Source organism: Mucilaginibacter sp. 14171R-50 (genome assembly GCF_010093045.1).
GTDB lineage: Bacteria > Bacteroidota > Bacteroidia > Sphingobacteriales > Sphingobacteriaceae > Mucilaginibacter.
The window spans coordinates 950,733-975,459 of record NZ_CP048115.1 but is presented as its reverse complement, the minus strand read 5'-3'; the positions used below and the strand labels follow the sequence as shown (position 1 = coordinate 975,459).

At 45.1% G+C, this 24,727-nt stretch carries 22 protein-coding genes and 1 tRNA gene; 9 read left to right on the top strand and 14 right to left on the bottom strand.

Annotated elements, in window-relative coordinates:
• The first annotated feature begins 116 nt into the window (after positions 1 to 116).
• The 3 genes from GWR56_RS04410 to GWR56_RS04400 all read left to right on the top strand — a co-directional run bounded on the left by GWR56_RS04410 (position 117) and on the right by GWR56_RS04400 (position 3,013).
• Positions 117 to 680: a hypothetical protein gene (locus tag GWR56_RS04410; RefSeq protein ID WP_162429949.1), complete on the top strand. Its 564-nt coding sequence runs from the start codon at positions 117 to 119 to the stop codon at positions 678 to 680.
• Positions 681 to 729: 49 nt separating this feature from the next.
• Positions 730 to 1,506 (top strand): exodeoxyribonuclease III, encoded by a 777-nt coding sequence (xth, locus tag GWR56_RS04405; RefSeq protein WP_162429948.1) that lies wholly within the window; start codon positions 730 to 732, stop codon positions 1,504 to 1,506.
• Between the two features lie 178 nt (positions 1,507 to 1,684).
• Positions 1,685 to 3,013 (top strand): BamA/TamA family outer membrane protein, encoded by a 1,329-nt coding sequence (locus GWR56_RS04400; protein WP_162429947.1) that lies wholly within the window; start codon positions 1,685 to 1,687, stop codon positions 3,011 to 3,013.
• A 6-nt stretch (positions 3,014 to 3,019) separates the two neighbouring features.
• On the opposite strand, the gene GWR56_RS04395 is transcribed toward GWR56_RS04400, so the two are convergent.
• Entirely contained in the window at positions 3,020 to 3,610 is a 591-nt protein-coding gene (locus GWR56_RS04395; protein WP_162429946.1) for a TlpA disulfide reductase family protein, read from the bottom strand.
• Positions 3,611 to 3,728: 118 nt separating this feature from the next.
• Between GWR56_RS04395 and GWR56_RS04390 the strand changes: the two genes are divergently transcribed.
• Positions 3,729 to 4,616, top strand: coding sequence for a dienelactone hydrolase family protein (locus tag GWR56_RS04390; RefSeq protein WP_162429945.1), 888 nt, complete (start codon positions 3,729 to 3,731; stop codon positions 4,614 to 4,616).
• A gap of 74 nt (positions 4,617 to 4,690) precedes the next feature.
• On the opposite strand, the gene GWR56_RS04385 is transcribed toward GWR56_RS04390, so the two are convergent.
• Entirely contained in the window at positions 4,691 to 5,506 is an 816-nt protein-coding gene (locus GWR56_RS04385; protein WP_162429944.1) for a hypothetical protein, read from the bottom strand.
• Between the two features lie 258 nt (positions 5,507 to 5,764).
• Here GWR56_RS04385 and GWR56_RS04380 point away from each other — a divergent pair, with 258 nt between their 5' ends.
• Positions 5,765 to 6,184 (top strand): hypothetical protein, encoded by a 420-nt coding sequence (locus tag GWR56_RS04380; RefSeq protein WP_162429943.1) that lies wholly within the window; start codon positions 5,765 to 5,767, stop codon positions 6,182 to 6,184.
• A 13-nt stretch (positions 6,185 to 6,197) separates the two neighbouring features.
• On the opposite strand, the gene GWR56_RS04375 is transcribed toward GWR56_RS04380, so the two are convergent.
• The 3 genes from GWR56_RS04375 to GWR56_RS04365 form a co-directional block, all read right to left on the bottom strand.
• The gene (locus tag GWR56_RS04375; RefSeq protein WP_202925371.1) at positions 6,198 to 7,388 is read right to left on the bottom strand and encodes a DUF1624 domain-containing protein; all 1,191 of its coding nucleotides are present in this window, start codon (positions 7,386 to 7,388) and stop codon (positions 6,198 to 6,200) included.
• A gap of 87 nt (positions 7,389 to 7,475) precedes the next feature.
• The gene (locus GWR56_RS04370; protein ID WP_162429942.1) at positions 7,476 to 8,795 is read right to left on the bottom strand and encodes an alpha/beta fold hydrolase; all 1,320 of its coding nucleotides are present in this window, start codon (positions 8,793 to 8,795) and stop codon (positions 7,476 to 7,478) included.
• Positions 8,796 to 8,966: 171 nt separating this feature from the next.
• A tRNA-Met gene (locus GWR56_RS04365) sits at positions 8,967 to 9,039 on the bottom strand.
• 146 nt (positions 9,040 to 9,185) lie between these two features.
• Between GWR56_RS04365 and era the strand changes: the two genes are divergently transcribed.
• A complete protein-coding gene (era, locus tag GWR56_RS04360; protein WP_162429941.1) occupies positions 9,186 to 10,061 on the top strand; it encodes a GTPase Era in 876 nt (291 codons plus the stop codon).
• 141 nt (positions 10,062 to 10,202) lie between these two features.
• Positions 10,203 to 11,504 (top strand): ribosome biogenesis GTPase Der, encoded by a 1,302-nt coding sequence (gene der / locus GWR56_RS04355; protein WP_162429940.1) that lies wholly within the window; start codon positions 10,203 to 10,205, stop codon positions 11,502 to 11,504.
• A 44-nt stretch (positions 11,505 to 11,548) separates the two neighbouring features.
• Here the strand turns inward: der and GWR56_RS04350 are convergent, their stop codons facing one another.
• The 3 genes from GWR56_RS04350 to GWR56_RS04340 form a co-directional block, all read right to left on the bottom strand.
• Positions 11,549 to 12,280 carry a GDSL-type esterase/lipase family protein gene (locus GWR56_RS04350; protein ID WP_162429939.1) on the bottom strand — a complete coding sequence of 244 codons (732 nt, stop codon included), beginning with the start codon at positions 12,278 to 12,280 and terminating at the stop codon, positions 11,549 to 11,551.
• 100 nt (positions 12,281 to 12,380) lie between these two features.
• The gene (locus GWR56_RS04345; RefSeq protein ID WP_162429938.1) at positions 12,381 to 14,333 is read right to left on the bottom strand and encodes a hypothetical protein; all 1,953 of its coding nucleotides are present in this window, start codon (positions 14,331 to 14,333) and stop codon (positions 12,381 to 12,383) included.
• Between the two features lie 95 nt (positions 14,334 to 14,428).
• Positions 14,429 to 15,343, bottom strand: a complete 915-nt coding sequence (locus tag GWR56_RS04340; protein ID WP_162429937.1) for a putative nucleotide-diphospho-sugar transferase — start codon at positions 15,341 to 15,343, stop codon at positions 14,429 to 14,431.
• Positions 15,344 to 15,462: 119 nt separating this feature from the next.
• Here GWR56_RS04340 and GWR56_RS04335 point away from each other — a divergent pair, with 119 nt between their 5' ends.
• Together GWR56_RS04335 and gltX are read left to right on the top strand one after the other, a co-directional pair.
• Positions 15,463 to 16,656, top strand: coding sequence for a glycosyltransferase family 87 protein (locus GWR56_RS04335; RefSeq protein WP_162429936.1), 1,194 nt, complete (start codon positions 15,463 to 15,465; stop codon positions 16,654 to 16,656).
• A gap of 110 nt (positions 16,657 to 16,766) precedes the next feature.
• A complete protein-coding gene (gene gltX / locus GWR56_RS04330) occupies positions 16,767 to 18,287 on the top strand; it encodes a glutamate--tRNA ligase (RefSeq protein ID WP_162429935.1) in 1,521 nt (506 codons plus the stop codon).
• A 96-nt stretch (positions 18,288 to 18,383) separates the two neighbouring features.
• Here the strand turns inward: gltX and pgl are convergent, their stop codons facing one another.
• The 6 genes from pgl to rpiA form a co-directional block, all read right to left on the bottom strand.
• Positions 18,384 to 19,103 carry a 6-phosphogluconolactonase gene (gene pgl / locus GWR56_RS04325; protein WP_162429934.1) on the bottom strand — a complete coding sequence of 240 codons (720 nt, stop codon included), beginning with the start codon at positions 19,101 to 19,103 and terminating at the stop codon, positions 18,384 to 18,386.
• An 80-nt stretch (positions 19,104 to 19,183) separates the two neighbouring features.
• Positions 19,184 to 20,701 (bottom strand): glucose-6-phosphate dehydrogenase, encoded by a 1,518-nt coding sequence (gene zwf / locus GWR56_RS04320; protein ID WP_162429933.1) that lies wholly within the window; start codon positions 20,699 to 20,701, stop codon positions 19,184 to 19,186.
• 10 nt (positions 20,702 to 20,711) lie between these two features.
• Complete coding sequence (gene gndA / locus GWR56_RS04315; RefSeq protein ID WP_162429932.1) at positions 20,712 to 22,151, bottom strand: NADP-dependent phosphogluconate dehydrogenase; 1,440 nt, start codon at positions 22,149 to 22,151, stop codon at positions 20,712 to 20,714.
• Position 22,152: 1 nt separating this feature from the next.
• Positions 22,153 to 22,776 carry an HAD family hydrolase gene (locus GWR56_RS04310; protein WP_162429931.1) on the bottom strand — a complete coding sequence of 208 codons (624 nt, stop codon included), beginning with the start codon at positions 22,774 to 22,776 and terminating at the stop codon, positions 22,153 to 22,155.
• 9 nt (positions 22,777 to 22,785) lie between these two features.
• Positions 22,786 to 23,880 (bottom strand): transaldolase, encoded by a 1,095-nt coding sequence (tal, locus tag GWR56_RS04305; protein ID WP_162429930.1) that lies wholly within the window; start codon positions 23,878 to 23,880, stop codon positions 22,786 to 22,788.
• Positions 23,881 to 24,002: 122 nt separating this feature from the next.
• Positions 24,003 to 24,698, bottom strand: coding sequence for a ribose 5-phosphate isomerase A (gene rpiA / locus GWR56_RS04300; RefSeq protein ID WP_162429929.1), 696 nt, complete (start codon positions 24,696 to 24,698; stop codon positions 24,003 to 24,005).
• Positions 24,699 to 24,727: the final 29 nt, after the last annotated feature.

The following is a 24,727-nucleotide window of genomic DNA, read 5'->3' as shown; positions in this document are numbered from 1 at the left end:
TTGTAAAGTAAAATTACTAAAAATTGTAGTGTTATCTGCTCAAAAAATGTGATGTGAACATTTGCTTTTACAACGGCTAATCTTACTTTTATGTGAATTAACCTTATTATTTAACAATGGAAATTCCATACAGCGGTCGCGCGATCATTACAGAACACTTTGATAAAGTTGAGATTATCATCCCGTCGAAAAAAAGAATGTTTCTGGTATTGTTTTTTTGCGTGTGGCTTTGCGGTTGGGTATTTGGCGAAGCTACTGCCATTGCAGAAGTTTCTAAAAGCGGCACAGATAACTTATTTATGATGGTATGGCTTGCGGGGTGGACTGTTGGTGGCTTTTTTGCCATGTACTCGTTATGGGTTATGGTTGCCGGGAAGGAATTTATTGAAGTGGGCCAGGGTGTAATAGCCGTTAAAAACCAGGCTTTATTTTTTATGCCCGAGAAAGTTTACGACTTGAAAGAAGTTAAAAACATACGTATAGAAGAACCACAGGAGGAAAAGAATTATGGCTTTGGGCACAAAAACGTGTTTAATCCCAATCTTACAAATATGGGTACCATCCGGTTTGATTATGGAATGAAAACCATCAAATTTGGCAACGGCATTGATGAAGCTGAAGCCAAATATATTGTAGACAAGTTAAAAAGCAAGCGCATTTTAACCGACCAAAATTTTTAAAATAAACATCCCTGCACATACCGGGTTATATTACCACCTATATTTGAATATGAAGATTGCCACTTACAATGTTAACGGCGTAAACGGACGGTTACCTGTGCTGCTGCGCTGGCTGGAAGAAACAGCGCCTGATGTAGCGTGCCTGCAGGAATTAAAAGCGCCCGACGAAAAATTCCCGCTGGAAGCGATAAAGGATGCCGGGTATAATGCGATATGGCACGGCCAGAAAAGCTGGAACGGGGTAGCCATACTGGCGCGCAACTTAGAAATAAAAGAAACGCGCCGCGGCCTGCCCGGTGACCCCGACGATAGCCACAGCCGCTATATTGAAGCTGAAGTGAATGGCATAACCATTGGCTGCCTTTACTTGCCAAACGGCAACCCTGCGCCGGGGCCAAAGTTTGAGTATAAGCTGCGCTGGTTTGAAAGGTTTACCGCGCATGCGGCCGAACTTTATGCATCAGGCAACCCCGTGGTATTAACCGGCGATTATAATGTTATGCCTACCGAACTTGACGTTTATAAGCCCGAGCGCTGGGTTGAAGACGCTTTGTTCAGGCCCGAAACCAGGGCGGCCTTTAAAAACCTGGTAGAACAGGGCTGGACAGATGCGCTGCGAAAGCTTAACCCCGATAAGGTCATTTATACGTTTTGGGATTATTTTCGCAATGCCTATGGCCGCGATGCGGGTTTGCGTATAGATCATTTTTTGCTTAGTCCGCATTTGGATAAACGGCTGCTTGCGGCAGGGGTTGACCGCCATGTGCGCGGGTGGGAAAAAACAAGCGACCATGGCCCGGTTTGGATAGAGCTTGCCGACGCGTAGCAGATCGATCGTCGCGGGGTAAAATGAATTTTTTTGCGCCTTTGTGTAAGCATTTTAAAATAAATGGGCGTACTTCGCATTTATTACAGGATGATCACTTAAAGGTCAAAAAATACCGGTTCGCGTAACATTTATGCCATTCTGTAGTTTAGAGTTATTTTACAGAGCTATATCGCTGATGCAAAACATATCAAAGCCATCCGTTTTTAAATTATTACTGAAGATATTGATACTGCCGTTATTTACGGGCATTACCACCATTGCATACGGCCAGGATACACCGCGGCCTGCCGACACTGTAAAAAGGGATACCATAAAGGTGCAGAAACGCGCAGACAACCTGTCGTCGCAATATGATGTGGGCGATCTGTTCAAGGCCGTTTTCCATCCGGGTAAAAAAACCGACTCCCTAAAAAAACGATCGGGCATAACTATTATACCAAATGTTGCTTCAAACCCAACCATTGGCTCGCAAATAGGTATAAAAGCCGTTGCCGGCCGCGTATTGGGTAACGAGCCGGGTACTTACATGTCAGCAGCTGCAACATCGGCATCTATCACCACCAAAGGCATTTTATATTTTTATATCAACCATAATGTATACACGCCCGGCAATAAGTGGAACTTTCAGGGCAGCCTGGTAGCGGCTAAAAGCGTTACGCCCGATTTTGGTTTAGGGATAGGCCAGGGATCGGATGCCAGCCCTGCCGACCACGCTTTAACCGACCCCGAGCGTAAAGGGTATGTTTTTAATTCGCTGTATTATAATTTCAGGGAAAAGGTTTATAAAGAGGTAAAGAAGAACCTGTTTTTAGGCGCAGGTGTATCGTTTGATATCAGGAGGAAAATTGAGAACCGACGCACAAATGCCGAGCTAACGCCCTACAATATTTACAGCGACCGGTATGGGTTTGACAGGAATAAATACATGTCGAACGGCTTGCTGTTCAATGTTCAATATACCACGCGCGATAACCAGAACCGCGCGTACAAAGGCATTTACGTTGATGCCGGCATAAGGGCCAATCAAACCTGGATGGGGAGCGATAAAAACGCTTTGTTGTTTACTACCGATTTCCGGAAGTACTGGAGCCTTTCTTCCAGCCACCCCGAACACGTAATAGCCTTCTGGAACTGGGGCGCTTACGTGCTTAATGGCGCATTGCCCTACCTGGAACTGCCCGGTACCGGTAAAGATGGCTCCTTCCGCAGCGGACGGGGATATGTTGGCGGTTACTTTAAATCGCCTCAGTACGATTACTCGGAAATTGAATACCGTTTCCCGATAACCGCAAATAAGTTTTTAAGCGGTGTTGCATTCTTCAACATACAAACCGCCAGCGACAATGGCCTTGGCACCAAGCTATTTGAGCAATGGCAGCCCGGGGGCGGAGCGGGTTTACGTGTATTGTTTAACAAGCATACCCGCACCAATTTATGCCTTGATTATGCCTGGGGTAATTACGGGGCCCGCGGGTTCTTCCTTGGGCTTAACGAAGCGTTTTAGTCGGGGTTAATTGGCTATCTGCAGCAAGTAAGCCATTACTTTAGGATTGCTGAAATCAGCTGTGCCTTCGTGGCGGAATACCATTTTTCCGCTCTTATCAAAAATAACGGTGGTGGGCAGGGTATTGCCAAACATGCCGGGCGGTACATCTGTGCCGGCTTTATAAAGCGGCAGGCTGTAATGGTGCTTGTTCATGAACATTGCAGACCTGTCGAGATTGCCGTCCGCATCTACTGTCATAAAAACGATGTTCGGGTTATTTTTCAATTTTTCATGCAACGCGTTAATAGTGGGCATTTCGGCAATACACGGCGGGCACCAGGTGGCCCAAAAGTTGATGAAGATGACCTTGCCCTTATGATCGGCAAGACTAACGGTCTTGCCATCAGTACCCTCAAAAACAACTGCGGGTAAAGCGGTAGCGCCGGCGGGCGTTACACTTTCTGCAATATCAGGCTGAAATAACCCGATCTTCATCAGGCCTTGTATCATTACAGCTTTCGCCTTTGGGTTAAAAATAAGCAGGGCGATCACCACAATAAATAACGCGTTTATTAAACGGGACAAGGTTAACTTATTAAGGAATTGAAACTTCATAAGATGATATTCCCGGTTGCGCTTTATGGATGTATCCGGATAGATGCAAATATAAAGTAAATGCGCTCCCTGCCGATAGCTTACTGCGAATGATTATATTTGAGTAAACCAATTACCTATGAGCCAGATAAAGAAGGAAGACATCAAACAGGAAGTGTTTGACCTGTATGATGATTATGCACACAACCGGCTTGACCGCCGAGGGTTTTTAGAAAAACTATCGCTTTATGCTGTTGGCGGCTTAACCGTGCCCGCGCTGATGAGTTTTTTAATGCCCGATTACCAGGGGAATATCCAGGTTAAGGCGGATGATCCGCGCTTAAAATCGGAATATATCAACTACCCATCGCCAAAAGGCGGCGGAACCATTAAAGGGTTACTTTCACAACCTGCAGATGCTAAAAACAAACTCGGCGGCATCATCGTGGTTCACGAAAACCGGGGGCTGAACCCTTATATAGAAGATGTGGCGCGAAGAGCCGCCCTGGCAGGCTTTATTTCGCTTGCACCCGATGCTTTGACACCCCTGGGCGGCTACCCGGGCAATGATGATAAAGGCCGCGAAATGCAGGCTCAGCGCAATAAGGCAGAAATGGAAGAAGATTTTATAGCCGCATATGAATATCTTAAAAAACATAAGGATTGTAACGGCAAGGTAGGCGTTGTAGGCTTTTGTTTTGGAGGCGGCATAGCTAATATGATGGCTGTACGCATTCCCGACCTGGCGGCCGCTGTGCCATTTTACGGTAGCCAGCCCAATGCCGAAGATGTACCCAAAATTAAAGCCCCGCTGATGCTGCATTATGCATCGCTGGATACGCGCATTACCGCCGGCTGGGCGGCTTACGAAGCTGCCTTAAAGGCTAATGGCAAAAAATACCAGGCGTTTATTTACGAGGGGGTTAATCACGGTTTCCATAATGATACCACACCGCGTTATGATAAAGCCGCAGCCGAGCTTGCCTGGAAACGCACGATAGAATTTTTTAAGGAACAGTTGGGATAGTGCCCGCTGTTATATAAAAAGTAAACGCCCCCTAATTTCTTAAAGGGCGTTTGCTTGATGATGTTGTTAACCTGTTAAAGCGCTTTTACTTCGCCGGTTATCAGGTCCATTTCAAAAACTTTATAGCTCCCGTTTTTAAGATCAAAGTATGATCTCATGGTGTTATTTGGATAAAACTCCATATAACCGTTGTATGCATTGGTGTTAACTTTGGCATTCGGGCCTGCATCCTTATCAGCAGTTTTGGTGTTAAAATACACCCTGCCGCTTTTGTACAGGGGGTTTGCCGAATTGTTGAACGCGGAAATTTTTAGCAAGCTATAAACCGTTTCCATTTGATGATATTCTGTTGTAACGCCTCCGCTAACTTTTGATTTGAACGACGATGTTGTAGTAACTCCGTTAATGCTGATCTCGCTGTAATTCGTATTCAGCGCCCTTACATCGTAGTTAAGGGTTACGTCATAGATGTTATTAAACCCGGTGCCTTTTTCGGTGGTTTTTAATGTGTCGGCTAAAAGATAGGCATCTACGTTCCAGTTATTGCTGAAAGCCCCGTTACACATATTTGTAAATATCCTTTTGCCAACATACTTGCGGGTGGTGTCGCCCTTAACGCCGGTTGAATCTGTAAAAGTGGTAAAAACCATTCCGCATTCTTGCGTGGTGGTTATTGTTTTAGTGCCGCTTTGTTCGGCATCTGCTTTTAAGGTTTTGCCGTTATTTACGCTACCCCTAAGCGAACGATAAAGTTCAATTGCAATTTGTTTGCTGTTATCAGTAGTGCCGTTTTTAATTGGCGCAACGGCAGTATCCGTTTTTTTACAAGATACGTTCAAAGCAATCACCGCACATAACGCAAACATTATAATTTTAAAAGAAAATTTCATGAAGTATAAATAAATTTTTGTTAGTTAATTCACGTCCCCAATATCAAATACAATACCATGTGCCCGGTTAAGGTAAAAGGTGCGCGCCGGTAAAATTTGTGTAGAATTTGATACCCAATTTATGGCTGCATTTACTATTCCCTTATTAGTCTGGCCGCTTTGTTTGTGTTAATAGGGAAAATATTTATCGGGATAATAAAAAGCATGATGGGTTTGCTTATATTTAAAGTTGTAAACCAATCCTTTACATCATCAATCATGCGTATAGTAAAAATCCTGTTAGCTGTATTTGTTATACAATTTATGGCATCGTGCGGTTCAAAAACACAGCCCGAGCCATCGTTAGCCGGCAAATGGAATATTACCAGCGCTGTTGGTAACGATGACCGCCACTGGACAGGCTCGTTTACCCTCAAACTGGAAGGCAACGGATATACCGGGCTTTTTTTATGGGATGCTACCGACGGGCAATCAACCGGTACTGATGATGTAACAGGCAGTTACAATACCGAAACAAAAGTGCTTACCATGCATTCGAAAGTGATAACCGGCAATATTGAGCCCGTTGTGTACACCATGAACGTAACCGACAACGGCACAAAAATGCATGGCACCTGGACCGGATCAAGCGACGGCTCGGTTGAAGACCCGGGAATCTGGTCGGCAGAGAAAGAATGACCCGGCGGAGAAACTACAAATAACTTAGCCACCATTGCCGGTGCGTTTGTTTGTACTTGCTAAACCAGCGGCAAGGCAAATACAGCGTCAGGATAACCAACAGCCATACCACATAAACACCAAACAGGTTCACGCCGTAGTTGACCGGGCGAAAAAGCATCAGGGAGTTGGGGGTAAAAATATCTTTTGTAGTATAGCCCTGCGCAAAAAACAAAATGATATTAAAAACCCTGAGCAGGTAAAAGTGCAGCACATAGTAAAAGAAAGGTACCTGGCCGTAAACATTTAAAAAGCGTGTAAAGGCATTGTTCGTTCGTTCTATCATGCCAAGCATGATCAACCCCGGCCCTATGGTCATGCACAGGTACATTAACGATGGCGGGTACTTGCTTACGTTAAAGTACGAGATAACAGATAACGCAAATGTTTTTTGAACCGCCCAGGGCACCGGCTCGCCATAAATGTTGAACGTTCTTAAAACCACAAACAAAGCCAAAAGCCCTATGCCGCAGGTTAACAATGTCTTCCGCCGTTTTAGCGCATCAAAACCGGGTTTGTAAACCTGCCCCAGTACATAGCCCATAAACATTACCCCCATCCAGGGCATTATGGTGTAAAGCACCAGCAGCGAGTGGGTTTTATCTACGGGTTGAAACAGCGCCGCAGCGGTAAACAAAAATTTCCACAAAAAGCCGCTTGTGCCTTCGGCAGGTAAGGCTATATAATTAAGCATATCGTGCCCGAAAAACAGCAGCGCGCCTATAGTGCCTATAACGGTTAAAGGCAGCCATATCAGCAGGCCCAAAACGATCATGCTTACTGCCATAACCCAAATAACCTGGAAGATAAGGATGTGATAAAAAGGGTCAAGTGTAATAGCGAAAGTGAGCAACACAAATTCTACCCCAATTAACCACAGCCCCCTTTTTATCAGGAACATACTTAGTTGTTTCTTCGTTCGGCGGGTGCCGGCAAGATTAACGGAAACACCGCTTAAAAAAACAAACAGGGCCGCGCAAAAATGGGTTATCCACCTGGTAAAAAACAACATAGGCGTTGTTGTAGCCAAATTGGTGGGGCTTGGGCTGCCCGCATGAAAAAAATCGCGGGTATGATCAATAGCCATGATCAGCATGATCAGTCCGCGTACAATATCTATTGATTGAATGCGGTACCGGGTTCCGGGAAGGGTTATTGTTGTCAAGGTGTTAGTGTCGTAATAGTACTAACATACAAAAATTTACAAATAAAAACACCTCAAGTTATTTGTTGCATAACCACTACCGGGCGTTTACGGGCGGGCGCCTTCTAATGCTTGCATGAGATCTTCGGATCGCCACCCCTTTTCCAAAAAAGCCTTCCTGATCTTGCTGTACAGCGCTTTATTATTCTGCATGCGGTGGCCATCCTTAAAAAACAATAGCCTTGCATTAGGATATGATCGCTGCAGCCGTTTACTGATATCATCAGAAAAAACAACATCTTCAGTACCCTTTAATATCAGCACTTCACCCTTAAAATCGCTTCTATTTATATTAAAATCCTTGGCGGGAAGGCGTTTGCTTTTATAATAATCCAGAAAATCACTAACGGCTTCTGACGATAGCTCATAAAGCAAATTTGTCTCTGTGCTGCTATTGTATTTAAGCAGGTCGTAGCCTGCCAGCTCAAACCATCTTTGCCTTGCAGCAACCTCTTCGGGAGATTTAATGATATAGTTTAAGATACTCAGGTTCATGCTCGGCACAATTTTATATTTCCATAAACCGCCGCCGTTGTTTAGCTTGTTTAACACGGTTACCTGTGCGGCCCTGGGCGAATGTTCGCTGCGGCCTTTTTGATATAGCACGTTGCAAATAAATTTTTTATCTGCTTCGCGGGTCAGCAGTACCGAGTCGAGGATAGCTGCCGCTGCGGGATTAAAGTCTTTAAAATCCGGAGAATAATTAAGGCCTGAATTTCGCGATATATCGGGCGCACCGGTGGATTCCAGGATAACACGGTTTACGTGGATGCCATATTTTGATATATATTGTTGTGCCAAAACCCCCGCCCCCGAGGCGCCAAAAACGTTGATCCTGGCGCTATCGGGCAATAAACCTTTTTTAACCATGTCCAACCTAACCCTTTCGATATCTTCAATTTGCTGGTCGGAGTTGTAAAGATTTATAGCCGCAGGATAATCGACTTTGCCGTTTTTATACGCTTGAGGAAACAACAATGGAGATTGCCCCCTTACACCAATTAGTACGTAAGCACAGTCTTTTAATACACCCTCAAAAAAATCAAAATCGCAGTTGGGGCTTACCAGTTCCATCTGGCCGTCTGTAAGCAAAAAAGTAACGTTCCTGCTTTTGTAAAATCCCGGGCTTAACAAGTAGTAGCCGTTAAATTGTCCGGTTTCAGGATGTTTATAGTCGATATCCATGGACACATACTTGTGAAAACTGTCCTGTTTCATGTCAGGATATGCTTCGCCGGCAATAGGATAACGAGAGGGTATTGCGTAAATACTGCGATGGGTAAAATATACTCCGCCAAACAAAACCACCAAAACAATAAGGATGACTATAAGCCTTCGTTTTTTCTTTCTTTTCTGCTTTCCATTCATATTGAAAAAGTTACCGGTCAAAAAATTGATCCCAAAGCCTATCGGTTAGATGCGGTATTCGGGTGAGTGTTACTGTGTCAGCAGGAATTAGTAAGGCGATAGAACCAACATAAAAAAGTTTGAAATCAAAAAAGCCTCAAATCTTCCGACTTGAGGCTTTCGCTTTTGAGGTAGCGGGAGCAGGACTCGAACCTACGACCTTCGGGTTATGAGCCCGACGAGCTACCAACTGCTCCATCCCGCACTATCTATTTGGTATGTTACATAACGGGCATAACTCCGAAATGTTTGTTTCAATTGTCAAAAAAGCAATTTGCGCTTTCTTTTAATTGGACTGCAAAGATATAATTCGTTTCTTTGCAGTCCAAATAATATTTTAATTATTTTTTTATGGCGCATAAGGCAGGTTTTGTAAGTATAATTGGTAAGCCCAACGCGGGTAAGTCAACCCTTATGAACGCATTGGTGGGCGAAAAAATGTCTATCATTACCCCCAAGGCGCAAACTACCCGCCACCGCATACTGGGGATTGTTAATACCGACGATTACCAGATCGTGTTTTCGGACACCCCGGGCATTATCAAACCGCACTATGCGCTGCACGAAAGCATGATGCACCAGGTGGATGGCTCTATTGTTGACGCCGACCTGATACTGTTGGTTACCGATATACATGAAGAGTTTAACGAGCAGGATGTTATTAAAAAGCTGGAAGGCTCAACAGCTCCGCTGGTTGTGCTTATCAACAAGATAGACCTTTCGAGCGAGGAGGAAGTAAAGGAAAAGGTAGAATACTGGCAGGATAAGCTTGCGCCAAAGGGTATTTACGCCATATCGGCCCTGCATGATCATAACATTAAAGCCGTAATGGATTTTGTGTTGGATAGCCTGCCCGAACATCCTGCTTATTATGAGAAGGACGCGCTGACCGACAGGAATGATCGCTTCTTTGCGTCTGAAATGATACGCGCACAGATTTTTAAGCAATATAAAAAAGAGATACCCTACAGTACCGAGGTAATAGTAACCGCCTTTGTTGAGGGCGATAAGTTATACCGCATCAGTGCGGAAATTATTGTTGAGCGAGATTCGCAAAAAAATATCATTATAGGCAGCAAAGGGGAAATGCTGAAAATTGTGGGCACGTATGCCCGCAGGGATATGGAGGATTTTTTTCAGCGGAAGATATTTCTGGAAATGTTTGTAAAGGTTATCCCCGACTGGCGCAGCAAGAAAAACTACCTGAAAAAATTTGGGTACGAATAAAAGTAGATTTGAGATATTAGACGTGAGATTTGAGATAATTGAACGTTCAATATTCAAAATGAATTAATTTAGGTGTAAGTTTAGATAAAGCAGGGATCACGCTGTCTCATATCTCATATCTCACATCTCATATCTAAAAACATGAGTAACATAGTAGCTATAGTAGGCAGGCCAAACGTTGGCAAAAGTACCTTATACAACCGTTTAACCGAAAGCCGTAAAGCTATTGTTGACGATTTTAGCGGCGTAACCCGCGATAGGCATTACGGCACATCCGAGTGGATAGATAAAAAGTTTACGGTTATTGATACGGGCGGTTATGTAGCCAATTCCGAAGAGCTTTTTGAGGTTGCCATTCGCGAACAGGTGCTAATTGCCATTGAAGAGGCCACCGTAATTTTATTTATGGTGGATGTAACCACCGGCATAACCGACCTTGACGACGAAATTGCCAACCTGCTGCGTAAAAGCAAAAAACCGGTATTTGTGGTTGTTAACAAACTGGATAACAACGCCAACCTGGCCGACGCTACCGAGTTTTACAGCCTGGGCTTAGGCGAGATCTACACCATATCGTCAATGACCGGTTCTGGTACGGGCGAATTGCTCGACGAGGTTGTTACCCATTTTGAGGATGTGCCGTTTGAGGAGAACGAGCGTCCTAAATATGCCATTATCGGTCGCCCAAACGTAGGTAAATCATCCATCATCAATGCGCTGATTGGCCAGGAGCGCAATATTGTAACCCCAATTGCGGGCACCACGCGCGATTCCATCCACATCCATTATAACCAGTACGGTCATGATTTTATGCTGATTGATACTGCCGGGATGCGAAAAAAAACCAAGGTAAAAGAGAATATTGAATTTTACTCGGTGATGCGCACCATTAAGGCTTTGGAAGAAGCAGATGTGGTGATCATCATGATCGATGCAGTAGAAGGCCTTGAAGCGCAGGACGTGAACCTCTTTCACCTGGCCGAAAAGAATAAAAAAGGCATTGTGATCGTAGTGAACAAATGGGACCTGATAGAGAAAAATAACAAAACCATAAGGGTGTTTGAAGACCAGATACGCCAAAAAATAGCGCCTTTTACCGACGTGCCTATTGTGTTCACCTCCGTTTTGGAAAAGCAGCGTGTACTAAAGGTAATAGATGTGGCTAACCAGGTTTATGCTAACCGCGCCCGTAAAATACCAACAAGCAAACTTAACGAGGTAATGCTGCCCGTGATAGAAAAATACCCTCCGCCATCAATTAAAGGCAAGTATGTAAAGATCAAATATGTTACGCAGATTACGGGCTCGTCGCCCATGTTCGCTTTCTTTTGCAACCTGCCGCAGTATGTAAAAGAGCCATACTACCGCTTTATAGAGAACCAGTTGCGCGAGCATTTCGAGTTTTCGGGTGCGCCTATACAGGTATGGTTCAGGCAGAAGTAAGTAAAATTAAGGATCACATATCGTAGCGATGGCCGAAACCATCGCTATTTTTGTTTAAGCGCTTTGGCGATAGCCTCGTCGGTAACTTTGGCCATTATCCTATATCCCGCGGCGTTGGGGTGTACGCCATCAAGGGTAAGATCGGGCCGGGTGCCTTTTTTATCATCCACCAGCGGGGTGTAGTAGTCAAGCAGTATCAGCTTATTTTGCGCGGCATAGGCGGTTATCGCCTTATTCAGGCTGATGATCTTTTCGGCCGGCTCTAAGCCTTTACGCCAGGGATACTCGTTAATAGGTACATAAGCGCATAATATCGGCGTAATTTTATGAACCTGGCATAACTCAACCATTGATTTGATATCATTCAGGATACGCTCGTTGGTTACATGCCCGGTAGTTCCTGCAATATCATTGCTCCCTGCCAATATAATTACAGCTTTCGGCTTAAGGGCAATAACATCCTGCTGAAAACGCAATAATAGCTGCGGCGCTATCTGCCCGCTAATGCCCCTGTCTATATAGTTTTTGTGCGCGGCAAAATATTCCGGCAATCGTGTTTTCCAGAATTCGAAAACCGAACTACCCAAAAAAACAACGCGCTTTTCGCCCGGCGCGGGCTTGCCCAGGGTTTTATTTTCCATTTCGTAATGGCGCAGGTTGGCCCAGTCGTCTCTGAAATCTTCTTTTACAGATGTCTGAGAAGTATCGGCTTTTTGCTGGGCAAATACGGGTGCTGATAATAATAACAGGATGGGAAACAGGCGGGCAATTCTCATAGGGTTAATGGTAGATGAGTCCCAAATGTACAATCTATATCTAAAACATAAAAAGACTTACCCGAAATTTGAGCTTATCGATGTAAACACCATGGGTCATTTAATTCACCATCAGCGTGGTAAAACAGCGGGCATCCAGTTTAAAGCTGACTTCGTGGCGGGCAACCTTAATTTGCTTACTTTTCTTCATCCCGTGGTTTTTATCGGTTAAATAAACCGTAAGCTGCTTAACGGCATTTGGCAAGCCTTTTATTGTTATCCCCCGGGCAGCACCATTATTTACAATGTGCAGGGTGTATCGATCATTGGCGGCATTAGCCAGCGCCGCACAAGAAATATCCTGTCTATCGGCTGTAAATGGCCGGTATATCATCCCTTCGGGTGTTGATGCAAGTTGCTTCAGTTGCCAGAACCGCCGCGTAGGCTTCAATTCGCCTTCATTGCCAAAAATGCCCCCGCCGGTTAAAGGTGAGTAATCGGCAGTGAGCTGCCATTGCAATATGGATAAAGGCCGGCAAATGGCCAATAAGCGCGTGTACAGGTTTATTTCTTCCAGCGCGTAAGACTCTTCTTCAAAATAGGCCGGATATGCCCAGGCAGCGGCGTCAATGCTACCCTCGCCTACCAGGAGCGGCACATTAAGCGTTTTTGCAGCCTCGGCCCATCTTTGCAAGGTTGGCGTGTCCCATCCACGCCACGAGTGGAATGATATCGCGCCGATATACTTCCGCGCTTCTGCATCATTCATGGCCGGGTAAATAAATTTGTAGGTGGTGGCGTCAGAATTATCGCCCAGCAACAATTTTGTACCCAGGCCTTTTGATGCCAGGTAAGCGCCTAATCCTTTTATAAGATCGGCATGTTCTTCTCCGGTTTGCCGTACGTTTATTCCAAGGTCCGATTCGTTGAACGAAAAGTATTTTACCTCTACACCGTAATGTGTTTTTAAATATAAGATGTAATCGGTAATTGATTTATAGATCTGCGGCATATTCGCCTTATTAAGCGGGTTGCCCCAAACGCCTGCAGCGTTGGGCCGGTATTGTAACGGCCCAACTACGGCCCATTGTGGCGGCGCCCACGCCGACAGGATAACCGGAATATTCATCTTCCCCAGCCTTTGCGCCATCTCCATTGACTTTTTAACATGTTCATTCAGTTTACCACTATCGGCACTGGCTGTAGGGTCTGTATCCCTATCGGGTTGCCAATTTCTCCAGGGCAATTCAACCCGGCCCCAGGCAACGCGCAGGTTGGCCAGGCAATAATCAATTACCTGCGGATCGGTTTGCATGTTTTGCAGCCGGAAGTTGCCACCCAGGCCCGCGAAGGTACTGCCGGTCGCAGCGCTGTCTAATTGCAGTACAGCGGGCAAGTCGTCAATTTTACCATCGGCTCTTATAGTATAGGTTTTTTCAAACACTTCTCCCTTATGTAGTATCCCGGAGCATATGGGTATATAAAGCTGTATGTATTTTTTATTCTCGCTGCTATCCTGTCTCAAAATAACCGAAGCTTCTTTCAGTTTAATATTAAATTTTTGAGCGGGGGCTGTAAAAGTTATCTCATTGCTATAATCAACATTGTACCCGGGCTCGGTTTTTAATATTACCGGGCCGCTGGTTACTGTTTTTAATTTAACTGTGCTGTTATCATAAATATCTTTGGGCAGCCTTATTCCGAGATAAACCCCTTTTATAACAGTATCTTTCTTTACATCACATTTAATGTTTAAGCGAATTTCCCCACGGCCGATATCCTCAACGGTTTCCGTAAAATACAGGCTATCTATATTGGTGTTTACAATCCCGGTATTACCGTCCCTTTTAAATTTCGGCTGCTGCACTTCTTTCGCGGTAAACTTTATTTTGGCCCAGCTTTCGCCCACCACCGTTAGGTTGGTATTAAACGGCATTAACTGCCCCTTAACGCGGATGCCGTTTAAATTACCGTAAGGCATCAGCTCGGCCTGTGCAAATAGTTTTACCGGGATAAGCAAAAGAAAGGCGAGGGTAATGAAGGCTGCCTGCTTACAGATAGTAGATGCTCTCATAATTGAATAGGGTATTGTACTAATATACACCTAAACAATAACGGCGGCAATAAATGTAATTTATGTATCAATATTAGATAAAAAACCATTGGCGTTTAACACTCTCGATCCGCACGTTGCTTATTTTTCAAAAAGCCAATTTTCCTGGCAAAAGCGTCTCTCCAGAATAAATGGCGAACCGGGCCAACATAGTGCCGTGCAATAACATCTGGCAAAAAGGTTGGAATAATCTCGAACTGGTCGGTGTAAGTTAACAGATATTTATGAGGCATTAAACCGGAAGTACCGGTTACCTTTTGAAGATATGCAAATATGGTTTGCTCGCTGAAATGGGTGCTATTGGCTATAACGGATGGTAGCAAACGGTTAATCATCTCCTTATGTTGAGCGGTTATTTGTTTTATAAACATGATGCCCGCGCAATAGTATGGTTCTTCCGTCAAGACAGCTAAGTTTTGGTTTTTGATCAACAGCCTGTCATACGCCGGGCTTTTATCATAAGACATATGCAGGTCAATATCCCCATCTGTTAAATATCGAATGTCCGCTAAAGGGTCGTTATGCCATAGTACATCGGTATCAGTATATAACACCGGTCTGCCTAAATCAACTATTTGCATAATACCGGCAAGCTTTAGCCCCATAGGGCTTTTTGTAGCATAAGCAGCAAGTAATTTGTTTCCCTGCTTTAAATGATATTGCACACATTGCTCAGCTGTAATAACAGTTAATCTATCGCCGGGGTAAGTCTTTCTGATATTTTTTATGGTTTGATTAGTTGTACCAAAATCAGTTATTAAATAAATAGATGGAAGTTCAGAAAAAACCTTTTGAATGGAAGACAGCACTTGTTTCAAAAAAGGATAACTATCGCGGCCGCACAATATTACGTAGTTAAAGTTTGCCGCAGGTTTCGATGTGGTTTTTACTGTTGTAAAAACGCTGAGCAAGGGCTTTAAGATCCACACCGGGAACCTGAACGCGATGCTATTTTTTATCCTGTGAAACATTGCTAAAGTTACGTGAACTTACAATTATTCTGATGGTCAGCGTTAAGTTATCTTAAATGATGGTTATGATGGCAATTTAGCTGGCTAATAAATATTTTTTCCTTTAATTTATACGCGATATGAGCCGGCAATTATCCTCAAAAAAATTCCTTAACCTTACAGGTTATCAGTGGACCTGCATATTATACATTGCCGTGGCCGTTTTCTGCTGGCAGCTGAAGTATTTCAGGCACATCGATAATAATTACATTATCTTCCGTACAGCGTTCTATCATTTTAAAGATCATGTAAACCTGTACCTGTATTACCCCAAAGAGTATTATGATGTGTACATATACGGCCCAGCGTTTACTGTGTTTATAGCCCCGCTGGCCCTTATGCCCGAAGGGTGGGGTTTCTTTTTTTGGGAAGTTGGTAATGCCGCAATGTTTTTATGGGCCGTTAACACACTTCCTTTCAGTAACCGTATTAAAATCCTTATCCTGCTTTTTTGCGCTATAGAGTTTGCAAACTCCAGCCACTACATGCAATTTAACCCCTGTATAGCCGCTATTATTATTTTAAGCTTTACTATGGTGAGGCGCGGAAAGGAACAATATGCTACCCTGTTCACCGTATTTGGCACACTGATGAAAATATACCCGATTGTGGGGCTCGCTTTCTTTATGTTTTCAAAAAACAAGGTAAAATACATTGTATGGTCAGTTATATGGCTGGTTATATTGCTTTGTTTGCCGGCTATAATATCCGGCCCGGGATTTTTAGTGCAAACGTACCGGGACTGGTTCACAGCGTTATCATCAAAAAACCTAACCAATCAAAGCCTCACCACCGGGTTCGACTGGTGCCTGATGGGCGCCGTGCGGCGGCTGTTCCAGGATAGCAGCATTCCCAACTGGCCGTTTTTGCTGGGCGGGGCCGCGGTTTTTGGCACGGCATTATTGAGGTTGAAACAATACGCGTCCCTAAAGTTTCAACTGCAAATTATGTGTTCGTTGCTGTTAATGGTAGTCATATTCAGCACGGCATCAGAGCACCCTACATTTATTATCGCAACTGCCGGGGCTGTTATATACATCATGATGCAGCAAAAACCGTTTACGCCTTTCAATATCGTAATGCTGGTATTGCTGTTAGTGGTAACGGGGCTTGGCCCGTCGGACGCTTTCCCTAAACCCGCCCGTATCTGGATGCAGAATTATGCCACAAAGGCTTATCCATGTATCATCATCTGGTTTAAAATAGCGTGGGAACTGCTGTTTAAGGATTTTACCGGCGATAAATTGCCTGACAGAATACTGCAAGAACGGTAACAGCAGCAGGTGTGCCGGGCTTTATAGCCGCCGAATCCTTTTGTAGCTTCCCTGCCACATTTTACATCAACTTTTTGGCTTACGGTTAATAGGGTTATCTTTGCTGCGCGATGTCAGATAAAAAAGTAAGAGTCCGTTTTGCGCCAAGCCCTACAGGTGGCCTGCACCTGGGAGGTGTGCGTACCGTTTTGTTTAATTACCTGTTTGCCAAAAAGCATAAAGGTGATTTTGTTTTACGAATAGAAGATACCGACCAAACCCGCTATGTAGAGGGCGCAGAGCAATACATTTTAGATTGCCTTGAATGGTGTGGTATTACACCAGACGAAAGCCCTGTGGTTGGTGGCCCTTACGCCCCGTACCGCCAAAGCGAACGCAAGCCTATTTACCGCGAATATGCCGAAAGGCTTGTGGCCCAGGGCCATGCTTACTATGCTTTTGACACGCCTGAGGAGTTGAACGAAAAGCGGAGGGAAATACCCAACTTTCAATACGGCCACGCACACCGCTATGAATTGCGCAACTCACTGAATTTACCCCTGCAGGAAACCGAGAAGCTATTGCATGAGGGTACGCCCCATGTTATCCGCATAAAAATGCCGGAGAACGAGACCGTTAGCTTTAATGATATGATACGTGGCCATGTTAGTTTCGATACCAACCAGGTTGACGATAAGGTTTTGCTAAAGGCCGACGGGATGCCAACTTATCACCTGGCTGTAGTGGTTGATGATTACCTGATGAAAATATCGCATGCTTTTAGGGGCGAGGAGTGGTTGCCATCCGCGCCGGTGCACCTGCTGCTTTGGGAATACCTTGGCTGGCGAGCCGATATGCCGCAATGGGCGCATTTGCCGCTGATATTAAAACCCGACGGGCATGGCAAACTAAGTAAACGCGATGGCGCACGCCTGGGTTTCCCGGTTTATGCCATGAACTGGCTGGATACCAAAACGGGCGAGTTAACCCCCGGATTCAGGGAGTTAGGATTTTTACCAGGGGCGTTCCTGAACCTGCTTGCTATGCTGGGCTGGAACGATGGCACCGACCAGGAAATATTTACGCTTGATGAACTGATAGAAAAATTCTCCATCGGTCGCGTTAGCAAAGCAGGCGCAAAGTTTGATTTTGAAAAAGCTAAGTGGTATAATGCAGAGTGGATAAAGAGGGCGGATGCCGAAAGCCTGAAGCTGAAAGTGTGGGAGGTGTTACAAGCGAATGGTGTTGTTGTAAAGGATGAGGCCTACCTGCTAAAGGTAATTGATACCGTAAAAGACCGCTGCGTTTTACTCCCTGATTTTTATCAGCAGGCAGCTTACTTTTTTCAGCAGCCTGCCGGGTACGATCTTAATGCTGTAAAACCAAAATGGACAGACGCTAAAACCAGTTTCTTTAATGCTTTTGTTGCTATATTGAGCAGCGCCGAAACGTTTGATGCCGTTGAACTGGAAACCCGGTTTAAAGCCCTTGCCGAAGCAAATGGCCTAAAGCCAGGTGATGTGATGCTGCCTTTACGTGTGATGCTGGTTGGCGGCAAGTTTGGCCCGCATGTGTTTGATATAGCCAAGCTACTTGGCGAAAGCGAAACCATCATCAGGATAGAAAAGGCGTTGGAGGCTTTTAACGGGTGATAAGGTGTGTAACCTCACACTAACACGGCCTGTTTGCCTTTAATGCGCAAGGTGCATAACTGTTTCAAAGCGTATAGCCCCTCGGCGTTTTTCTATTTATTTCTTTTCAAGCTTAGCGGCTGCAGGCTGGTCTAAAAACCATTGCAGGTCTTTGCCCTTAATAAGCTGTGCGGGGTATTCCTGTATATCTTTCGGGTCTTCTAAAATATGTTTTACAGCTGCTGCCTTGCCCGCACCATAAACCAAAAATGCGATATGGTGCGCATTGTTGATGAGCGGGGCGGTAAATGTAATGCGGTTCATTTTTACTTCGTCGATATAAAGCGCTTGCACCGATGCGCTATCGTCTGTTAAAACGGGCGTATGGGGGAAAAGTGAGGCCGTATGAGAGTTATCCCCCAGGCCAAGTATCACCAGGTCGAAACAGGCATTATGCCCATCGAAAAAATGGATAAGGTTACGGGTATAATCGATAGCGGCCTCTTCCGCACCCAAATGGGTTTGCACGGCAAAAACGTGCGAAGGGTCGATCTCGAGCGGGTCGAACAAGGTTTGTTTGGCCATCAGGTAATTACTCTGCGGGTCGGTTAACGGCACATCGCGCTCGTCGCCAAAAAAGAAGTAAACCTTATCCCAGTCAATGGTGTCGCGATACTCGCTTGCCAGCAATTGATGTAGTTTTTTGGGCGAACTGCCGCCGCTCAGTGCTACAGTAAAGCGATCGCGGGCCTCAATGGCCTCTTTTGCGCAATCAGCAAAGTACTGCGCTAATGAGGCCAATACTTCAGTATCCGTTTTAAATATATTCAGCTTCATTTATTTTAATTTGATGATTTGAAGATTTGAATATATGTGCGGTTCCATAATCAAATCTTCAAATTCGCACAATTTTCAAATCATTTTTTGCCGTTAACCGGCAGCGTGAACCAGTTAAACCCGTCGCGGGCTATCAATGCCTCAGCGGATTCCGGTCCCCATGAGTCGGCAGAATAATTAGGGAAGTTAAGGCTCTTTTTATTTTGCCACGTGCTTAGTATCGGCATTACCAGCTCCCATGCCGCCTCTACCTGGTCGCCGCGCATAAACAGGGTTTGGTCGCCCAACATGGTATCCAGTATCAGCGTTTCATAAGCTTCGGGGGCCTGGTTGGTATAGGTGCCTTTATAATCGAACACCATATCAACGGCATTTAACACCATATCAATGCCCGGGCGCTTTGCCTGTACCTGCAGCCTTATGCTCATTTCGGGCTGTATGCTAATGATTAACCTGTTTTGCTGCCAGCTCTCGGCCGCTTCGGTAGGGAATATCAAATGCGGCACATCCTTAAACTGTATGGTAATTACCGACGACGATTGGTGCATGCGTTTCCCTGTACGCAGGTAAAACGGCACACCCTGCCAGCGCCAGTTGTCAATAAAAAATTTAATGGCCGCAAAGGTTTCCGTGTTTGATTCCGGTTTAACCTTTTGTTCTTCGCGGTAGCCGGGCACTTCTTCTCCCTTCATCCAGCCACTGCCATATTGGCCCCTAACCGCCGAATTACGCACATCTTCGGGACTAAACCTGCGCATGGCCCTTAACACATCAACCTTACGGTCGCGAACTTCATCGGCATTAAAGCTAACCGGCGGCTCCATGGCTACGTGGCAAAGCAGCTGCAGTAAATGGTTTTGGATCATATCGCGCATAGCGCCCGATCCATCGTAGTAATCGCCGCGGTCTTCAACACCCAACTGCTCGGTAACTGATATCTGCACGTGCTCGATATAATTACGGTTCCACAGCGGCTCCATAATGGAGTTTGCAAAGCGGAAGGCCATAATATTCTGTACGGTTTCTTTCCCCAGATAGTGATCTATACGATAGATCTGGCACTCGTCGAAAATACCTTTCAGCAATTCGTTCAGCTCTTTTGCTGTTTCCAGATCGTGGCCGAAAGGTTTTTCAATAATTATCCGTACGCGCTGCTTATCCTCGGCCAGCTTAGCCTTAGATATGTTTGCGGCTATTATCGGGAAGAAATTGGGCGCTACCGCCAGGTAAAATATTACGTTAGCCGTGGTTTTCCACTCGGCGTTATGTGCATCTATGCGCTTACCAAACTCTTTATACGTTTCAAAGTCGTTAGCATCTGATACCTGGTAATGAATGTTTTTTGAAAATTCTTCCCATTTTTTCGCCTCAACCTTGCCGCTGCGCGAAAACTGGTTGATATCGTTATGCAGGTTTTCCCTGAACTGTTCATCGTCGAGCTTGGTGCGGCCGGTGCCAATGATAGAGAACTGGTTAGGCATCCAACCATCTAAAAAAAGATTGTAAAGTGCCGGTGCAATTTTACGGGAGTTTAGATCGCCCGTACCACCGAATATGATGAATATGGTTGGTTCTGATTTTGTGCTATTACTACTCATGATAATAATTTTAATTCTCTTCGGCCATTTTGTTAATTACCCACTGCGTATGGAACACGCCCTCTTTACCAATTAATTCATAGGTATGCGCGCCAAAAAAGTCGCGCTGGGCCTGGGTAAGGTTTGATGGCATGCGTTTGCTTCTGAAAGCATCAAAGTAGCTTAATGCCGCGGCATAGGCCGGGGCTGCTATACCCGCGGCAGTTACTGCCGATACAATTTTGCGGGCGCCCGGTAAGGCTTCGGTTACTAATTTTTGCACGCTGCTGTCAAGCAGGAGGTGGGCAAGCCCCTTATCGTTCTGATAAGCATTATAAATATCATTTAAAAACAACGACCTGATGATACAGCCACCCCGCCATATCTTGGCTATCTCGTCTAATTTCAGATCATATTTGTATTCGATCGAAGCATTGGTAAGCAGGAACATACCCTGCGCGTAGGTTACTATCATGTTAAAATAAAACGCCTGCTCTAACGCTTTAAGCAATTCGGCCTGGTCGCCTTCAAGCGCGGGGGCATCTTTGCTGTATAGTTCAGATGCTTTTACGCGCATCTCTTTATATTTTGAAAGGTCGCGCATGGCAACAGCCGTATCGATAACCGGCGATGGCGCCTGTAGGTCCATAGCCACCTGTGATGTCCATTTACCGGTGCCTTTTGCGCGGGCCTCGTCCTTAATATCATCCAACAGCAAGTGGTCGCTGCCTTTTTCTTTAAAGGTGAATATCTCGGCGGTTATCTCCATCAGGAAGGACTGTAAACGACCCGCGTTCCAATCGGCAAATACCTTTTGTATGGCCTGGTTATCCATTTTCAACCCGTTCTTCATGATCTCGTAGGTTTCGGCAAGTAGTTGCATAATACCATACTCTATACCGTTGTGCACCATTTTTACAAAATGGCCGGATGCGCCAGGGCCAATATAGGTTACGCAAGGTACGCCGTCTACTTTTGCCGCGATGGCTTCAAATATCGGTTTCATTACGTTATAGGCATCCTTATCGCCGCCCGGCATCATGCTTGGGCCGCGGCGTGCGCCTTCTTCGCCACCCGATACGCCCATCCCAAAAAAGTGCAGGCCTTTGGCCTCCAGTTCTTCAACACGGCGGTTGGTATCGGTAAAGTGCGAATTGCCACCGTCAATTAAAATATCGCCCTTATCTAAAAGCGGGGAAAGCTCTACAATTACACTATCTACAGGTTTGCCGGCAGGTACCAGCATCATAATGGCGCGCGGTGTGGTAAGGCTTTGTATAAATTCCTTTACGTCTAAAAAGCCTTTAACTTCAAGGTCGCCACCTTCGGTGTTCAGCGAATCTACCTTGCCTGCGTCTTTATCATGGCCCGCTACGGCAAAGCCATGGTCGGCCATGTTTAGCAAAAGGCTGCGGCCCATTACGCCTAAACCTATCATGCCAAAAGCATATTTATTTGTTGTATTGCTCATGTTAATTGAGTTTTTCTTTCTTAAGGTCGTTTAATATTTTTTTGGTGGTTTCAAAGTCGGTATGCTGGAACGAGCGAATGCCCAGCTTTTCGGCTGTGCGCACAAACATTATGCGGTCGTCGAAATAAACACATTGCTTTGGCGATGCCTGGGCAATACCCATGGCCAGCTGCCAAATGCCCGGATCGGGTTTGCGCATTTTTACTTCGCACGATGATATAAAGGCATCAAAGCATTCGTGCAGCTTAAACTTCTGCACCCGGTAATCATTCAGCTCCTTGCCTTCGTTATTAATGGATATGATACGAAAGCCGCAATTTTTTTTCCATTCCTTTAGCCATTTAAGCATATCAGGCAGCTCAACCGATTGCGCGTAAATAAACTCCTTGAAGTCTTCCCGTACAAAATCTCGCGGGTGGTTAAAAATTACGGTATCAAGATATTCATCCAGCGTGATACTGCCGATCTCATATACATTAAATATGAAATTGTGCAGCGCGTTCACCTCGTCGTAATCCAGCCCAAATCTTTTGGCTGCCTCCCGGCGCGACTCGTGCCCCCATCCGTTGGAAAGCAAAATACCGCCAACGTCAAAAAAAAGGATCTTCAGATCTGAGTTTTTCATCAGCGCAGCTTATGACTTATTTTTCTGTTCCTCGATAGCTTTCAGCAGTTTTTCAAACGGCTTATTAAATTTTTCGATGCCTTCGTCTTCCAGGTCCTGGGTAATTTTATCTAAATCGATGCCCAGGGCTTTTAACCTGCCCAAAGTTTCGGTAGCCTGGTCTAAACCTAACATCAACGTATCTGCTGCAATGCCGTGATCGCGGAAAGCGTCGATGGTTTCCAGCGGAACGGTATCAACAGTTTCGGGCCCAATAAGCGCCTCAACGTATTTGGTATCTTTAAACGCAGGGTTTTTGCTGCCGGTACTTGCCCAAAGCAAACGCTGTGGTTTACCACCTTTAGCTTCCAGCGCTTTCCAACGCTCGCTGCTGAATACGCGTTTGTAAATTTCGTACGCTTTTTTCGCAGACGCGATAGCCACTTCGCCAACCAGGCCGTTCTCGCCCTTTTCCTGTAATAACGGGTCAACAACAACATCAATACGGCTCAAGAAGAAGCTTGCTACTGATGAGATGTGTTCTATATTGTGGCCGGCAGCTAAATGGTCTTCTAAACCCGCTATGTAAGCTTCGGTAACTTCTTCGTAACGTTCTAAACCAAAAAGTAAAGTAACGTTGATGTTGATGCCTTTGGCGATAGACTCGCGGATGGCTTTTAACCCCGGTTTTGTTCCCGGAATTTTGATCATTACGTTCTTTCTGTCAACCTTTTTCCAAAGCTCTTCGGCTTGCTTTGCTGTGCCTTCGGCGTCTAACGCTAAAAACGGAGAAACCTCCAAACTAACATATCCATCGGCTCCAACAACTCCTTCGTTATATAAGGGGTTAAAAAGATCGGCCGCCGCCTGGATGTCTTTTATTGCTAAACCAAAGAAAAGCTCCTCGGTGGTTTTGGCGGTTGCACCCAGTGTTTTTATATCTTCGTCATAGTCGGAACTGCCGCTTATGGCTTTTTCAAATATCGCGGGGTTTGACGTTACACCTCTTATCCCGTCCTCGTCGATCAGTTTTTGTAGTTTACCCGATTTGATGATATCGCGGTCAATAAAATCAAGCCAGATGCTTTGGCCGAAATCATGTATTTGTTTTACGTTGTTTGCCATGATAATGTATGTTGTTTGTAATCCTTATTTATTTAATATTTTTTGATGCACAAATGTCAGCTTTTGAGCTGCTGATAGTATAATCCAAATCTCCTTATTATGTTAGGTTTAAGTCACAATAATCAGTTGTTTTCGGCCGTCAGGATGTGCAGGTCGTAACCAATAAAAAGGCCGCTTTCTATTACACCGGTTATGGCTTTTATCCCCCGTTCCAAGGTGTCCGTGATTTCATCAAATCGGCAGTCGAAGATCAGGTTGTTATTTTCTGTAACTATTGGGCCGTCCTTACCTTTTGCAGGCCTTAGTACAACGCTGTTGGCTCCAAGTTTCTTAAGCTCACTTTCTACATGCAGCAATGCCTGCGGAAACACCTCAACGGGCACCGGGAAATTAGTCCCCAACTTTGGTACCAGTTTGCTATCGTCAACAATAATATAATTAAGCGGACTGCTCCTTATCAATAGTTTCTCTTTGAACATCGCCCCGCCCCGGCCTTTTATCAGCCAACGATTGGGATCAACCTCATCGGCACCGTCAAAAAGCCAATCGGGGGTGTGCTCAAACAAAGTGGTTAAGGGTACGCCCAGCTGGCTGCAAAACATCGATATTTCTAAAGATGTTGGGATAGCCAATATATTTAACCCTTCGGCCTTTATCCTTTCGGCAATGGCCAGTAAAGCCATATAAACCGTAGAGCCCGACCCTACGCCAAGCACATCGCCGTCCTTCACCATCGCGGCAATTTGCTGCGCCACCTTTTGCTTACCGCCCGGGTTAATGATCTCTGACGACCATTTAAGGGTACTGATTAAACTCATTCCTTTAGATTTGAGATATGAGATGTGAG

Coding starts and splice junctions, on each gene's coding strand:
- GWR56_RS04410 (WP_162429949.1), top strand. CDS start 117: ATGGAAATTCCATACAGCGGTCGCGCGATCATTACAGAACACTTTGAT.
- xth (WP_162429948.1), top strand. CDS start 730: ATGAAGATTGCCACTTACAATGTTAACGGCGTAAACGGACGGTTACCT.
- GWR56_RS04400 (WP_162429947.1), top strand. CDS start 1,685: ATGCAAAACATATCAAAGCCATCCGTTTTTAAATTATTACTGAAGATA.
- GWR56_RS04395 (WP_162429946.1), bottom strand. CDS start 3,610: ATGAAGTTTCAATTCCTTAATAAGTTAACCTTGTCCCGTTTAATAAAC.
- GWR56_RS04390 (WP_162429945.1), top strand. CDS start 3,729: ATGAGCCAGATAAAGAAGGAAGACATCAAACAGGAAGTGTTTGACCTG.
- GWR56_RS04385 (WP_162429944.1), bottom strand. CDS start 5,506: ATGAAATTTTCTTTTAAAATTATAATGTTTGCGTTATGTGCGGTGATT.
- GWR56_RS04380 (WP_162429943.1), top strand. CDS start 5,765: ATGCGTATAGTAAAAATCCTGTTAGCTGTATTTGTTATACAATTTATG.
- GWR56_RS04370 (WP_162429942.1), bottom strand. CDS start 8,795: ATGAATGGAAAGCAGAAAAGAAAGAAAAAACGAAGGCTTATAGTCATC.
- era (WP_162429941.1), top strand. CDS start 9,186: ATGGCGCATAAGGCAGGTTTTGTAAGTATAATTGGTAAGCCCAACGCG.
- der (WP_162429940.1), top strand. CDS start 10,203: ATGAGTAACATAGTAGCTATAGTAGGCAGGCCAAACGTTGGCAAAAGT.
- GWR56_RS04350 (WP_162429939.1), bottom strand. CDS start 12,280: ATGAGAATTGCCCGCCTGTTTCCCATCCTGTTATTATTATCAGCACCC.
- GWR56_RS04345 (WP_162429938.1), bottom strand. CDS start 14,333: ATGAGAGCATCTACTATCTGTAAGCAGGCAGCCTTCATTACCCTCGCC.
- GWR56_RS04340 (WP_162429937.1), bottom strand. CDS start 15,343: ATGTTTCACAGGATAAAAAATAGCATCGCGTTCAGGTTCCCGGTGTGG.
- GWR56_RS04335 (WP_162429936.1), top strand. CDS start 15,463: ATGAGCCGGCAATTATCCTCAAAAAAATTCCTTAACCTTACAGGTTAT.
- gltX (WP_162429935.1), top strand. CDS start 16,767: ATGTCAGATAAAAAAGTAAGAGTCCGTTTTGCGCCAAGCCCTACAGGT.
- pgl (WP_162429934.1), bottom strand. CDS start 19,103: ATGAAGCTGAATATATTTAAAACGGATACTGAAGTATTGGCCTCATTA.
- zwf (WP_162429933.1), bottom strand. CDS start 20,701: ATGAGTAGTAATAGCACAAAATCAGAACCAACCATATTCATCATATTC.
- gndA (WP_162429932.1), bottom strand. CDS start 22,151: ATGAGCAATACAACAAATAAATATGCTTTTGGCATGATAGGTTTAGGC.
- GWR56_RS04310 (WP_162429931.1), bottom strand. CDS start 22,776: ATGAAAAACTCAGATCTGAAGATCCTTTTTTTTGACGTTGGCGGTATT.
- tal (WP_162429930.1), bottom strand. CDS start 23,880: ATGGCAAACAACGTAAAACAAATACATGATTTCGGCCAAAGCATCTGG.
- rpiA (WP_162429929.1), bottom strand. CDS start 24,698: ATGAGTTTAATCAGTACCCTTAAATGGTCGTCAGAGATCATTAACCCG.